Raw genomic sequence first — 13,965 nt, 5'->3', positions numbered from 1 at the left:
AGTGATAAATAATTATATTTTATTCTTTTTAATTATAAGAAAGCCAATTCTTATATTGATACCATGCATAGTTAATAGAATATATGGTGCAACTTTTTGTTATAACCTGAAGTAAGCATATTCCATACAAAAAAATCATATTAGTCAAAATATTGGAGACTGGGGATGAATTTACCACTCATTATTAATGTGCTGATTTTCGCAACGCTGCTCGTAGTATTAGCTAAAACGAGTTCAGATCAATGGAGCCTATCCAAGAAAGTTCTTATTGCCCTGATTGTAGGCGTTTTTTTTGGATTGGCATTAAATGTGATTTATGGTGCACACGATCCTATTGTGAAAGAATCAATTAAATGGTTCAACATTGTCGGTAATGGTTATGTACAATTGTTACAGATGGTCATTATGCCATTGGTTTTTGCCTCTATACTGAGTGCAGTTGCACGACTGCATAAGGCGTCTTCTTTAGGCAAAATCAGCTTCCTGACTATCGGTACTTTACTGTTTACTACCGCCATTTCCGCTTTAATTGCTATTGTTATCGCCAGTATGTTTGGCTTAACTTCTGCCGGATTAATTCAAGGTACGCAAGAAACTGCGCGTCTGTCAGCGATTGAAGCAAACTATATCCATCGGGTTTCAGAGCTGAGTGTGCCGCAATTAATCCTTTCTTTTATTCCTAAAAATCCATTTGCAGATCTCACAGGAGCAAGCCCAACTTCAATTATAAGTGTGGTCATTTTTGCAACATTCCTGGGAATTGCTGCATTACAAATGATAAAAGATGACCGCGAGCGTGGTGAGCGAGCACTTGTTGCTATCGATACTATGCAGGCATGGGCAATGAAACTTGTCAGACTGGTTATGCGCCTCACGCCATATGGTGTAATGGCCTTAATGACTAAAGTTGTTGCCAGCTCCAATATTCACGATATCGCACAATTAGGTAATTTTGTTGTTGCTTCCTACGTCGCTTTAGGTCTGATGTTTGTTGTACACGGCGTCCTTCTGGCATTGACAGGCATTAATCCTCTGAAGTTCTTCAAAAAAGCAGGCCCTGTACTGACATTTGCCTTTACCAGCCGTTCAAGTGCTGCCAGCATTCCGTTAAATGTTGAGACACAAAGCCGTCATCTTGGTGTCCCGGAATCTATAGCCAGCTTTTCCGCCTCATTCGGGGCAACTATCGGTCAAAATGGCTGTGCAGGTATTTATCCTGCCATGTTAGCAGTAATGGTTGCTCCAACTGTTGGAATTGATCCTCTTGACCCCCTATGGATAGCCACTCTCATTGGTATTGTGACAATCAGCTCTGCCGGTGTAGCTGGTGTTGGCGGTGGTGCTACTTTTGCTGCGCTTATTGTTCTGCCTGCAATGGGATTACCTGTCACTTTAGTCGCCCTGTTGATCTCTGTTGAACCTCTTATCGATATGGGCCGCACGGCGTTAAACGTCAACGGATCAATGGCTGCTGGCACAATTACCAGCCAATTAATGGGTAAGACTGATAAAAAACATTCGAACAAGATAAAGTAACATTGCGTCAATCTTAATCAAGATCAACTCATTACTCCCTTCCCTCACCTTTGTATCTCAGTAGCAAAGGTGGGGTTCAAGATTTATCCCCCTTCCTTTTCCTCCATCCAAACTTTCTCAGTTCAGTTCCATTTCTTATCTGATAAACAGTATCAAAAAAGCCGGAGTTCATTGAATCCCGGCTTTTACTTTAATTACTTTTTTAATCTTTCATCTAAAAATCAGAGAAGAATGTTACTTTATATACTCACCGCTACGCAGAGCTTCAATACGCTTATCTAATGGAGGGTGAGATAAGAATAACTCACTGAAGCTTTTAGACTTACCATTAATACAAAACGCCATCATGCTGCCTTCTTCCTGAGGCTCATAACTGGTTTTGAGACGTTGTAATGCAGCAATCATCTTTTCACGTCCGACAAGTTTCGCTGACCCTGCATCTGCGTGAAATTCACGGTAACGGGAGAACCACATGGTAATGATGCTTGCCAGAATACCAAATACAATCTCCAGAACCATGGAAAGGATCATATAAACAATAGGGTTACCATTACTGCTGCTTTCGCTCTCATTATCGCTGCTGGACAGGAAACTTGCAGCCGCTTGTGCGATGATACGTGAAATAAAGATAACGAATGTGTTTACAATCCCTTGCAATAACGTCATTGTGACCATGTCACCATTAGCAATATGGCTGATCTCATGAGCAATTACAGCTTCTGCTTCATCACGACTCATGTTATTCAGTAACCCAGTACTAACAGCAACCAAAGAAGCATTACGGCGAGCTCCTGTCGCAAATGCGTTAATATCAGGTGCATCATAAATAGCAACCTGTGGCATGGTAATACCAACCTGATCAGACTGGCGACGGACAGTTTCCATCAGCCAAAATTCCATTTCGTTAGACGGCTTTTCAATAACCTGACCACCAACAGAACGTAATGCCATCCATTTAGACATTAACAGAGAAATAAATGCACCACCAAAACCAAACAACCCAGCCATTATCATGAGACCAGCTACACTACTGCGCTGAACTCCTGTGAGTGAAAGTATTATCCCAAACACTACCATAACAGCCAGATTAGTGAGCAGGAACAAAGCAATTCGCATCATATAAATTGGCTTCCTATAATAATCAAACAGTTCAACTAAAAGTAAATCATAAGATGGGGGCTGAACCCGTATTATTCAATTTTTTTAAGACGTTAAGCGACAGAATCGACGTAACTTTACAATATTATATAAGATCCAACCAGTAATAGAAAAGCCGACTATCAAGCCGGCTTTTTATCCATAACGAAGTTTGCAATCACTTCGCCTGAGTCATTTCAGCAAACTGATGAGACAAATCTAAAGCAATCTGTACTGATTCATCTAAATAAGGATCTGGACCTTTATAATCTTTTGCCAAATCATCAAGTGATGTAAGTGACTTCTTCCCTTCACGTTTAAAACGCTCATTAATGCGATTTAATTTTATCGCCTCATATTCTTTATTTTCTTTATCTCGCTCTGCATAGTTTAACGAATAAACACCATGACGCGCTTTTAGCACCTTGTAATAGGCAATATCCTGATTGATATATTTGAACTCAGGGTCATTGGTGATACGCTGATGATGCAGTTTGGTCAATAGCGGTACTAACTCTGAAATTTTCTTTGAAGAAGTATAACTTGCCGATTGAATACTATCCCATGGCAGGGCATTGTCTTCCTGACTTTCACTTATGTCAGATGGTTCTTCCCCTGTTGGCATAAGGATATCAGGCGTTACACCTTTAAGTTGAGTACTACCACCATTCACCCGATAAAATTTCTGAATAGTATATTGTACCGAGCCAATCTCTGGCCAATCAGGGCTTAGCATCTGATCATAAATGCGATTCAAAGAACGATATTGTTGGACAGTTCCTTTACCAAAAGTAGGCTCACCAACAATCAATCCACGCCCATAATCTTGCATAGCAGCCGCAAAAATTTCAGATGCGGAAGCACTTCGGTTATCAACTAAAACAACCAAAGGCCCTTTATAATAGATTGCCTCATCAGTATCCGAATCTTCTTTAATCCGGCCTGTATTATCTCTAATCTGCACAATCGGCCCCGTTGAGATAAACAAGCCAGAAAGTGAGACAGCTTCTGTTAGCGCACCACCACCATTACCACGTAAATCAACGACAATTGCAGAGACATTTTGTTTCGCCAGTTTTTGCAGCTGTACTTTTACATCATTAGTCAAACCGACATAAAAACTTGGTATATCAAGGATCCCAACCTTCTCTTTACCAACAGTTTTAACTGACATCTTAACTGCGTTATCTTCAAGACGGATATTTTCACGCGTTAAAGTGATAATGTGATTTTTAGCGCCTTTTGTGCCTGGGATGACGTCAAGGCGGACTTTACTACCTTTTGGCCCCTTAATCAGAGCAACAACATCTTCCAGACGCCAACCAACAATATCTACAATTGGTTTACCAGCCTGCCCCACTCCAATAATTTTATCTCCAACTTTGAGTAAATTACTTTTGGCTGCTGGCCCTCCCACAACCAGTGAGCGAACAGATACATATTCATCATCATACTGCAAAACAGCCCCAATCCCTTCAAGAGAAAGGCTCATCTCTGAATTGAACTGTTCTGTATCACGAGGAGAGAGATAGCTGGTATGCGGATCTATTTCACGAGCAAAAGCCATCATAATTGTTCGGAAAACTTCTTCACTTTTACTCTGAGTAAGGTGTTTCAATAAAGTCCGATAGCGTTTTGTCAGTACTTCCTTGATCTCTTTGTCATTTTTACCTGACAGTTTGAGATTTATCCAATCGGATTTAATCTTGGCATCCCAAAGATTATCTAATTCTTCAACACTCGTAGGCCAGGGTGCCTTATCACGTTCAGTTTCAAGCGTATCGTTGCCATCTAAACTGATAGGCTTTTCCAATCGGGAAAGAGCATATTGATAGCGTTCAAAACGGCGTTTCTGCTGTAAATTAAATAATACGTATGGAAGATGTAGATCACCATTTTCAAGCTCTTTGCCTAAAATCCCTTTTTGCGCAGCAAATTGTGCAATATCTGATGCAAGAAAAACATTGTGTCCATAATCCAGCATATTTAGGTAACGATCAAAAACCTTACCTGAAAAATCAGCATCCAGACTAAAATGGCGATAATGAGAGCGGAGAAAACGGGAAACGATCCGTTTACTCACTGTAGGATGTTGTGGTTCTGGCTTTAGATCGGGTAACTGATTGATAGTAACAGTAAGAGGATTATTTCCACCTGCTGTACCAGCACCAGCTACATCAGCATTAGTGGCATTACTATTACGATTCACACTGTCATTAACAGTATTTGCGTGCCCTATACCAGAAAATGTTAGCACTAAAACGAAAGCCAAAGTAATGAGTTTGTTCATGCCCAAGTTGGCCTCCGTATCAGAACTTTAAGTGTTCTGCGCGTACAATCATTGCCAAACCAGTAGGTAATTGCACTCTTACACCATCTTTTGCAATTTCCAGCACAGAAGCATCCATGAGGCTTTTTCCTACATTCACTTTGATTGTCTGACCGACTTTCAGAGAGGATACATCTGTTACTGAGGTTAATTCAGGTTGTGCAATTTTTTTGGCCATTTTATCTGCTGGCTTACGTGATTGTTGCAGACTATCTTGCGAACGTGATGGACGCTTTTCATCCTTTTTACCTGCTGATGGGCGACGACGAGGCGTTGCCTTTTTATTCACAGGACGTTCGCTTTTCTTGTCAGATATGTTTTCTGTTTCACGTTTTTTGGCACGTTGTTCAGCTCGTTGAGCTTGTACCCGAGCTTTAGCTTCCGCTAACTGCTGACGCGCATGTTCAATATGTTCAACTTCCAGCTCACCACACGCATTACCATCAAGGTCAATACGTTGGGCTCCTTCTTTAACTCCATAAAGGTAGCGCCAACTGGAAGTATACAAGCGCAGAGCAGAACGGAGCTGTGTTTTACTTAAACACTCTTCGCCCTGAATACGTTCAACGATATCCTGAAAGATCCCGATTTTTAAAGGACGTGCTTCGCCTTCTGCGGCAAAACAAAGCGGGAATCGTTCAGCCAAAAAAGCAATGATTTCTTTACTACTGTTCAACTTAGGTTGATTTTCCATGAAATTTCCTGATTACAACGGTTTTGCCAACCAGCGCAGGCATGAACAGGCGACATTATAATAGTGTTGCTGATAAATGCCACGCCATACATAGGTTAAGTTACATTCTGTTGCAGATAATTTGGCACAACACATTGCTCCAAATGCTCACAAAGCCTGCTAACAAGCACTGTTAAGCCATATTCATCATGTTCGTCAAACCGATCAAAAACCGTGCTATCAATATCCAGAACGCCAATAATTTGCCCATTAATTTCCAAAGGAAGGACAATTTCAGCATTACTGGCAGCATCACAAGCTATATGACCGGGAAAAGCATGTACATCGGAAATACGCTGGACACAATTCTTTGCTACAGCGGTTCCACATACACCTTTCCCTATAGGAATACGAACACAAGCAATTTTACCTTGGAATGGCCCTAAAACTAGGGTATCACCATCTACCAAGTAAAAGCCAACCCAATTAACATTGCCCAAACGGGCATATAACAATGAACTTGTATTTGCAAGAGATGCGATCAAGTTATATTCGCCTGATAACAGAGCTACTAAGCTATCTGATAGTTCCTGATAGAATTCACGTTTGTCCATACACACCTACACAAGAGCCAGGAAAATAACAATTTAATAATAAGAAAACAACAACTTAAGTTTTCCCAAGAACATCAAACCATTCTGGTAAATCTTCTACTATCCTTATATCGCTGTTCCAGAATACCGTCTGAATCTCAGAATTAAAATTTTCTTTTAATATTTTACCAGTATTCACTTATGAAATTCAGTTAGTTATCACAGCTTATATTAGAAAATCACCTAATTTGCAGCCAAAATCGTGCCCTTGCTCATATTATTATCAAACACTTCGTCAAAAACGAGTAATCAGCCACTTGCTATTTAGGTATTTATCTACCGCCACACTAAAGCTTGAAATCCATGAGGTATATTGAATAGATTATACAAGTTCAGAAAAAGAGATAATTTTGCGAAAAAAGAGTAAAATTATTCAGTTCTCATAGTAAACATAATAAAAAAAGGCCGAGCTTACTCCTCTACTCAGCCTAGGGAAAATGGCTCTGTTTAAAGAGCCGTGCGCTAAAATGCCATTGAGACGTAGAACAACCTACCTCTTAAAGAGTAGTTGACACACGGTAAATTACCAAATTTTGTTAATTATTTAGCTCGTTAATTAACATACATATCAGCAGTAAAAATTACGGTTATTTTTCATCGCTTGATTTACCATTACTTGTTTGATCATTGCATAGCAACATAGCCGCTTTCTGAAATGGCTCAATACTCATTTTTCGATTGCGATGTTCAGGATCATCTAAGAGTATTGTACTTAGTGGGGTTGCAATAACTTGATTATTTTTCATCATTTCTACTGCGCGATCATTGAGTGGATATTGCATAAGCGTACTGGGATTGATCACAAACAACGCACTTCCTGAACGGCAATCAAGCATAACCTCTTCACGAGTAAAAGCCCATTGTTTCCCGAACTGTAATTTACTGATGGTTTGTATTGGAGCAGCAATCCCCTGGAAAGAAAAAAATAAAAAAGATAAAAACCAAAATACTCGTTTCATCATCATCCCCCTGATAAACATACAAGCTGAATTCTACCGCCCTTTTTCTTGTTTATATACCCATCGTTTTACAAGTAGCAGCTTTATTGGTCACAACTTAAAAAACCATAGAGGTATATCCAAGCTCACACCAACTATTCAAGGATCACACAGGAGGCTCTGTCGCAAAGATAGCAACACACAATAGAGCAACAGTTCCCAGAATGATTTCCAACCAACTGTTCACCATTAGTAATTCATAACGTCCTTTCTGCTTTAATTTGGGCACCAGAATATAACGATTGATTAAGGCCAAAAGAACCATAGCTGTAACAAGTATGATTTTCAGCCATAGCATTGATTGATATTCGGAAGCAGGGGCATCAAAAGTCAGCCAACCAGGAATTAAAATGGTACTGCTTACGCTTCCTGTGACGATCACCAAAAAAACGGCTATATGCCCGTAGTTAGAAAATCGCCTCATCGCAGCTACACTTTCATCACACAGACTATTCTCCATACTATAGCTATCTATCTGGTGAAAAGCTGAGTTTGGTTTGGAAATATCTTTTAGCCGCGAAAATTGCAGGCATAACAAAAAAGGCCATAGCCCTCCGAACCAATAGCCTGCACTAAGCAAATGAACAATCTGATTTACCTGAAGCAGCAAGCCAAGCTCCCTTTCATACATAGCGGCATGACCAATGAAAGCATGGCTTGAAAGCAAAATGACAGAGCAGCCTAATAATAAAAAATTCTTTGTCTTAGAGTCACCAACATTAGTACGTAAAAAGAATATTCCCCCAACAGCAAGGGCAGCAACCAACAATTGCCATTGCCATACTTTACCAAAAGCAGTTGTTAACACTGCCTGCCATATTTCAAATTGATAAACGTCGTGCCAGCCATCTCCCATCAACCCTGTCTGTACAATAAACCAGATCATTGAGGTGACAAAAGCCAATACCGTGCTAATTGCCAGACCGACTCCCAACCGTTTTTTTAATTAAAACTAAAAAATGGCCTGAAGCAAGTATGGTAGTAAACAAGCTGAACCCAAACATCAGCATAACTACCACAAAATGCAAGAAACGGCAGAGTATGTATAACGCCTCAAGTGAAATCATTATCTTACAGTAAAGTTATAAACACCCTTCGTCTTATGACCGTCAACAGAAAGAACACTCCAGTCAACACGATATTCCCCTGCTGCCAGTTTATCCTCTACGGGCAGGATTAGTTGCGTTTTAGTCGCAGGATCAAGTGCTAACTTACCTGTTTTAATCTCTTTTTTTTCTGGGCCAATTAATTTTACTTTGCTAAATCCAAGTTCAATACGCTCTGAGAAACTCAAGGTTATAGCTTGTGGTGCAGCTTCCACCGTTGTATTTTCTGCCGGAGTTTGATCTTTCAAGTGAGCATGAGCTAAAGCCTGTTGACAGGACATACCGACAAACAGAACAACCAAAGCAGACAGATTACTCCAGAATGAACGGATGTTAAAAATAGACATGATAGAATAACCCTTTAATATACCGATGAATTTTTATGCTTAAAGGGGATTTTATAACAAACGATAAATTTAATCTGTGGTGAAAGTCCTGACCTGTGAAGCACTGCGCAAAAAACAAAAACAGGAGATAAAACAAAAAAACCGTAATTCCTGCTTAAAAATAAGCAAAAACAGGAAATACGGTAAAAATAATGCAGATTAATTTATTTTAGTGCTTTCTTAAGCATGAGCTGGAACGGATAATCCTTTCAAATCTTTATCCAGTAAAAATAAAGACTTACCACTCTCACCCACCATATCCAGTTTATCTAAGATAGATTTGAATAATTTTTCTTCTTCGTGTTGTTCAGCCACATACCACTGTAAGAAGTTAAAAGTAGAGTAATCCTGGGTTGTCACTGCTAAGTGAGCCAGTTTGTTGATCTTTTCTGTGATCAGTTTTTTCGTGTTCATAGGTTTGATTGAACACATCAGAAATAGAATTAAATTCAACAGGTGGAGCCTGAATAGCACCCAGTACAGGCATTGCTCCTGTATCGCCCAGATAATCAAATAAACGCTGCATATGTTGCATTTCTTCTCGTGAATGGGTTTTTCAGAAATGCTGCCGCACCTTCGTAACCTTTATCACTACACCATGCACTCATTTGCAGGTACAAATTGGCAGAATAAAACTCCAGATTTAATTGCTCATTTAATTTCGTAATCATTTCTTGTTTTAACATTAGCCCATCCTCCTAATATTTTATTAATTGCTGCATATTATGCCCATTAAAAATCAATAAAACAAAGATAAATTTTAAAAAAATAATGCATTGATATTTAAAGAATTATTTTTATTTTATCGCAAGAATAAATCTCATTAAATATGAGAAAATAAGAATCAGTTTTATTTAATTAAATATTTAATCAAAGAATTAATATTTAATAAAAATGAGAATTGATATTATTAATATTTAAGAGGTGTTTTTTTATGCAAATAATGACTTGCCAAATAAAGAAGACTCAATTAATTTTATCGTCTGAGGTTACATAGTACTTTTGGAGAGGAAATGGTAGAGCATAACTTAGCCAAGTTATCTAAAGATGAGATGGATAAGGTCAATGTTGATCTGGCGGCATCAGGGGTTGCATTTAAAGAGCGCTATAATATGCCTGTCATTCCCGACACTGTTGAGCAAGCCCAACCACAACACCTGCGAGAATATTTTCAGCAACGATTGAACCACTATCGCCAACAATCGAGATATTTGTCTCGCTTACCTTATGAACCTAAGAACCGTTAAATATGAATAAAAAAGTAACCACCGCATAAGCGAGTGGTTACCACACCTATTTTCCAATAAATTTATCAGTTGCTTCAATTAACTGATGCAGAATTCCCGGCTCATCAAAGGAATGACCTGCACCTTCTACAATATGAAACTCTGCCTCTGGCCACGATTTCGCCAGATCCCAGGCATTCTGTAACTGGCATGCCATATCATAACGCCCATGAATGATGACTGCTGGAATATGCCTGATAACGTCAACATGATCTAATAACTGCTGTGTCTCATCTATAAAACCGTTATTGATAAAATAATGGTTTTCAATACGTGCAAACGCCAACGCAAACTGTTCTTCTGCAAATGAATCTGCATGCTCAGAAGGTAATAGTGTAACAGTTTCCCCTTCCCAGGTACTCCATAAACGGGCAGCTTCCAACTGCACTGCGGGATCATTACTCGTGAGACGTTTATTGTAAGCCTTTATCACATCAGTACGTTCTTCTTCAGAAAGAATAGAAAGTGTACGCTCCCACTTTTCAGGAAAAAACCGGGAAGCACCTGCCTGATAGTACCATTGCAATTCTTGAGGCCGGAGTAAAAATATTCCCCTTAATACCAATTCTGATACAGAATTCGGATGTTTTTTGCGCATAAGCCAGAGATAACGTTGACCCCCATGAACCACCAAAAACCAGCCACTTATCAACTCCCATCCGCTTACGTAAACGTTCAATATCATCTATCAGGTGCCATGTTGTATTATTTTCAAGACTTGCATGAGGCCTGGAACGACCACAGCCACGTTGATCAAATAACATGACATGATAATGCTCTGGATCGAATAACTGCCGATGATAATTTGCTATTCCCCCTCCGGGCCCTCCGTGGATAAATACCGCAGGTTTACCTTCAGGATTACCGCAAAGCTCCCAGTAAATTTGGTGCCCGTCCCCAGTATCCAGATATCCGGTTTCATATGCGTCATAAGCTGGATAAAGTTTTCGTAATTCCGTCATAAAGAACCCTCACTCATAAATAAAACGGGATACATTTCCAGTATCCCGAATATATTTGAAGCTGTCATGACAATTTGTTTATTTAACTTCACGATAACTGATAGTCTCTTTTTGGCAATCAATTGTGGCATTGTAACTTTTGTCTTTTTTGGAACCCCGGACAATAAGCGGAATCTGTAACACATCTTCATCACCAGTAATATCATTGACATTTACCCACGCAACGGGTTTTTCCTGTACCCAGTTGTTGCCTGTCTTTACCCCAATGATTAAGACGATTTTGTAAAAAATCTTGCTTAACTTGCGCTGCGATTTGATCTTTAGTCAAGTTTTTACAGGAAACAAATTTAGCCACATGATCATGTTCAGCGGCTGACGCAGCAAACGAAAGGAAAAACGCAACAGTTACACTCAATAACCCAGTACGATGAATAAATTGGTTTGTCTTCATATTACCTCCTATTACCATCCAAATCATATGGATTAAATGTTCGGTTAAATTAACATGTAATAGAAAGTAATTATGTGAGTTTTGTTAAAAATGCGTTGCTGCTATTTTACATCATCCTCAAATAAAACATGGATCTGCTCTTTGTCCTGATACTTTTCCCGCAGATCCTGAGCAACAATGGCAATGGCTTCTCCACTTCCCATCCCTTCAGAAATAAGTTGATGGATCCTTTCTACTGCGACTTGCTGTTCTTCATGGGACAATGCTGGCATACCTGAAAACATAGCTTTAACCTCAAATATACGACAATAATTAGCGACAAGCTGTGATTATATACTCAATCAATTTTAAGTTGCAGTGTGACAACCAGTGAACAAGTATACCATTCTATGGTACTCTCCGCGCATTAATCAGTTATTTTTAATTGCCCAGCCAATACGGGTTCCGCCATGAAGATTACATTACAAAAACGTCAGCTACCTTATTCTCCCAGTCTTGCTACCTATTATTTCGCTCCGCTCTCTGCCTCTCCCTGGGCAATGTTGTTACATTCAGGTGCAGCCCAACATCCACATAATCGTTTTGACATTCTTGTGGCTGAACCCCTTGTGACTCTTGTAACACAAGGGGAATCGACAGAAATCAAAAGTCGTGATGCAGTTTCTTATTCGCAAGATGATCCCTTTCTATTGCTGAAAAAACATCTTCATGCCTGTAATCTTACCGCACAATTTGATCCCGACTTACCATTTCAAGGAGGAGCTCTGGGAATATGGGGATATGATCTCGGACGACGAACTGAAAAATTACCCGCTACGGCCATTAATGAACTGAATTTTCCAGATATGGCGATTGGGATCTACGATTGGTGTCTTATTATTGACCATCATCAGCAAAAAGCGACTTTACTCAGCTATCACGATATTGATAACCGTCTGGCATGGCTAAAATCACACAAAAAAAATCAAGAAACCGATTTTGCGCTCACCAATTCATGGCAATCTAATATGAGTGAACAGCAATATCATGAAAAAATCGCCCAAATCCACCGTTATCTGCGTGATGGAGATTGCTATCAAGTCAATCTGGCCCAACGTTTTCATGCTGACTACCAAGGTGATGAATGGCAGGCATTCGAGCAACTGAATGAATGTAACCGTGCTCCTTTTTCAGTTTTTATCCGCTTGCCCGAAAATTGCATCATTAGTGTTTCACCTGAACGATTTTTATTGCTGGAAGATAAGCAAATCCAGACCAGACCAATCAAAGGGACACTACCACGTGATCAAGATCCGGAAAAAGATCAATTGCAAGCTGAGAAATTATCCAATTCCCGAAAAGACCGTGCTGAGAATCTGATGATCGTTGATCTCCTGAGAAATGATATCGGACGTGTTGCAATACCAGGATCCGTCAAAGTTCCGGAATTATTTGTCGTTGAACCTTTCCCGGCAGTACATCATCTCGTCAGTACCATTACCGCCACACTGCCAGATAAATATCACGCGACCGATTTACTACGCGCTTGTTTTCCCGGTGGTTCCATTACTGGTGCCCCAAAAATTCGGGCTATGGAAATTATCGAAGAATTAGAACCACATCGCAGACACGGATATTGTGGAGCTATTGGCTATATTAGTTTCTGCGGTACAATGGACAGCAATATCACTATACGTACTCTGCTGACAGAAAAAGGAAAAATATACTGCTGGGCTGGTGGCGGTATCGTTGCAGATAGTATTGCGGAAAAAGAGTATCAGGAAACATTCGATAAACTTGGACATATCTTACCTAAATTAAGGGAACTCCAACTATCATGACATCTCTTTCTGATTTTATTCATCGGTTTCAATTGCAACTTCCTGTACAACCAAAGTATCTAAGCAATAATCAACGGAATGCCGCTGTATTATTGCCAATTACTTGTAAGCCAGAACCAACGCTTTTATTGACTCAACGAGCTAAAAGTTTACGTTCACACGCAGGGCAAGTTGCTTTTCCCGGTGGTGCAGCTGATCCAGAAGATCATTCATTGATCGCTACAGCTTTGCGTGAAGCAGAAGAAGAAGTCAACATTCCACATCATCAGGTACAAATTCTGGGGCAACTCGCCCCATTGGACAGTAGTGGCGGGTATCGTGTTACACCTGTCGTCGGGTTGGTTTCGCCTCCCTTTTCTTTTCAGATCAATCCAACAGAAGTAGACAGAGTTTTTGAAATTCCACTTTTTGATGCACTCTCTCTTCCTTGCTATCAATATTTGGATGTTAAGCTGCGAAATCGACAACATCGGATCTATTTTTACTGGTATCGTGAGCAGATGATTTGGGGATTAACCGCTGCCATTATTTACCAACTGGCACAGCAAGTTCAAAAATCACTCTAGGAACGGCTTACGAGGCGTTATAAATCTGTTTATTTATTATCCAAAATCATATCAATAGCTAT

14 protein-coding genes and 2 pseudogenes are annotated in these 13,965 nt (G+C 39.8%); 4 read left to right on the top strand and 12 right to left on the bottom strand.

Features of this window, described 5'->3' with window-relative positions; genetic code table 11:
* Window positions 1-165 precede the first annotated feature (165 nt).
* Window positions 166-1,536, top strand: a complete 1,371-nt coding sequence (locus BDD26_RS13500; RefSeq protein WP_115826811.1) for an L-cystine transporter — start codon at window positions 166-168, stop codon at window positions 1,534-1,536.
* Window positions 1,537-1,770: 234 nt separating this feature from the next.
* On the opposite strand, the gene htpX is transcribed toward BDD26_RS13500, so the two are convergent.
* The 8 genes and pseudogenes from htpX to ftnA all read right to left on the bottom strand — a co-directional run bounded on the left by htpX (window position 1,771) and on the right by ftnA (window position 9,504).
* The gene (gene htpX, locus BDD26_RS13495) at window positions 1,771-2,655 is read right to left on the bottom strand and encodes a protease HtpX (RefSeq protein ID WP_038264965.1); all 885 of its coding nucleotides are present in this window, start codon (window positions 2,653-2,655) and stop codon (window positions 1,771-1,773) included.
* A gap of 196 nt (window positions 2,656-2,851) precedes the next feature.
* Window positions 2,852-4,963 carry a carboxy terminal-processing peptidase gene (gene prc / locus BDD26_RS13490; RefSeq protein ID WP_115826810.1) on the bottom strand — a complete coding sequence of 704 codons (2,112 nt, stop codon included), beginning with the start codon at window positions 4,961-4,963 and terminating at the stop codon, window positions 2,852-2,854.
* A gap of 19 nt (window positions 4,964-4,982) precedes the next feature.
* Complete coding sequence (gene proQ, locus BDD26_RS13485) at window positions 4,983-5,696, bottom strand: RNA chaperone ProQ (RefSeq protein ID WP_115826809.1); 714 nt, start codon at window positions 5,694-5,696, stop codon at window positions 4,983-4,985.
* 95 nt (window positions 5,697-5,791) lie between these two features.
* Window positions 5,792-6,289 (bottom strand): GAF domain-containing protein, encoded by a 498-nt coding sequence (locus BDD26_RS13480; RefSeq protein WP_115826808.1) that lies wholly within the window; start codon window positions 6,287-6,289, stop codon window positions 5,792-5,794.
* Between the two features lie 626 nt (window positions 6,290-6,915).
* Window positions 6,916-7,287, bottom strand: coding sequence for a YebY family protein (locus BDD26_RS13475; protein WP_038264953.1), 372 nt, complete (start codon window positions 7,285-7,287; stop codon window positions 6,916-6,918).
* A gap of 145 nt (window positions 7,288-7,432) precedes the next feature.
* Complete coding sequence (gene copD, locus BDD26_RS13470; RefSeq protein ID WP_342353468.1) at window positions 7,433-8,212, bottom strand: copper homeostasis membrane protein CopD; 780 nt, start codon at window positions 8,210-8,212, stop codon at window positions 7,433-7,435.
* 180 nt (window positions 8,213-8,392) lie between these two features.
* Window positions 8,393-8,779: a CopC domain-containing protein YobA gene (gene yobA, locus BDD26_RS13465; protein WP_115826807.1), complete on the bottom strand. Its 387-nt coding sequence runs from the start codon at window positions 8,777-8,779 to the stop codon at window positions 8,393-8,395.
* 219 nt (window positions 8,780-8,998) lie between these two features.
* Window positions 8,999-9,504: pseudogene (ftnA, locus tag BDD26_RS13460) on the bottom strand (non-heme ferritin).
* 327 nt (window positions 9,505-9,831) lie between these two features.
* Between ftnA and BDD26_RS13455 the strand changes: the two are divergent.
* The gene (locus BDD26_RS13455; RefSeq protein ID WP_038264940.1) at window positions 9,832-10,065 is read left to right on the top strand and encodes a DNA polymerase III subunit theta; all 234 of its coding nucleotides are present in this window, start codon (window positions 9,832-9,834) and stop codon (window positions 10,063-10,065) included.
* A 46-nt stretch (window positions 10,066-10,111) separates the two neighbouring features.
* Here the strand turns inward: BDD26_RS13455 and pip are convergent.
* The 4 genes and pseudogenes from pip to BDD26_RS13440 form a co-directional block, all read right to left on the bottom strand.
* Window positions 10,112-11,066: pseudogene (gene pip, locus BDD26_RS13450) on the bottom strand (prolyl aminopeptidase).
* A 78-nt stretch (window positions 11,067-11,144) separates the two neighbouring features.
* Complete coding sequence (locus BDD26_RS20525; protein ID WP_280524521.1) at window positions 11,145-11,249, bottom strand: YebF family protein; 105 nt, start codon at window positions 11,247-11,249, stop codon at window positions 11,145-11,147.
* Between the two features lie 19 nt (window positions 11,250-11,268).
* On the bottom strand, window positions 11,269-11,517 hold the full coding sequence (locus tag BDD26_RS13445; RefSeq protein ID WP_280524520.1) for a YebF family protein: 249 nt from the start codon (window positions 11,515-11,517) through the stop codon (window positions 11,269-11,271).
* Between the two features lie 101 nt (window positions 11,518-11,618).
* A complete protein-coding gene (locus tag BDD26_RS13440; protein WP_038264931.1) occupies window positions 11,619-11,801 on the bottom strand; it encodes a YoaH family protein in 183 nt (60 codons plus the stop codon).
* 165 nt (window positions 11,802-11,966) lie between these two features.
* On the opposite strand from BDD26_RS13440, the gene pabB reads away from it, so the two are divergent.
* Both pabB and BDD26_RS13430 read left to right on the top strand, forming a co-directional pair.
* Window positions 11,967-13,337 carry an aminodeoxychorismate synthase component 1 gene (gene pabB / locus BDD26_RS13435; RefSeq protein WP_115826806.1) on the top strand — a complete coding sequence of 457 codons (1,371 nt, stop codon included), beginning with the start codon at window positions 11,967-11,969 and terminating at the stop codon, window positions 13,335-13,337.
* Window positions 13,334-13,903, top strand: coding sequence for a CoA pyrophosphatase (locus tag BDD26_RS13430; protein ID WP_038264925.1), 570 nt, complete (start codon window positions 13,334-13,336; stop codon window positions 13,901-13,903). The genes pabB and BDD26_RS13430 overlap by 4 nt, the downstream gene beginning before the upstream one ends.
* Window positions 13,904-13,965 lie beyond the last annotated feature (62 nt).

Source organism: Xenorhabdus cabanillasii (assembly GCF_003386665.1).
Lineage (GTDB): Bacteria > Pseudomonadota > Gammaproteobacteria > Enterobacterales > Enterobacteriaceae > Xenorhabdus > Xenorhabdus cabanillasii.
The sequence above is the reverse complement of the archived record's forward strand: the minus strand, read 5'-3'. Positions and strand labels throughout refer to the sequence as shown.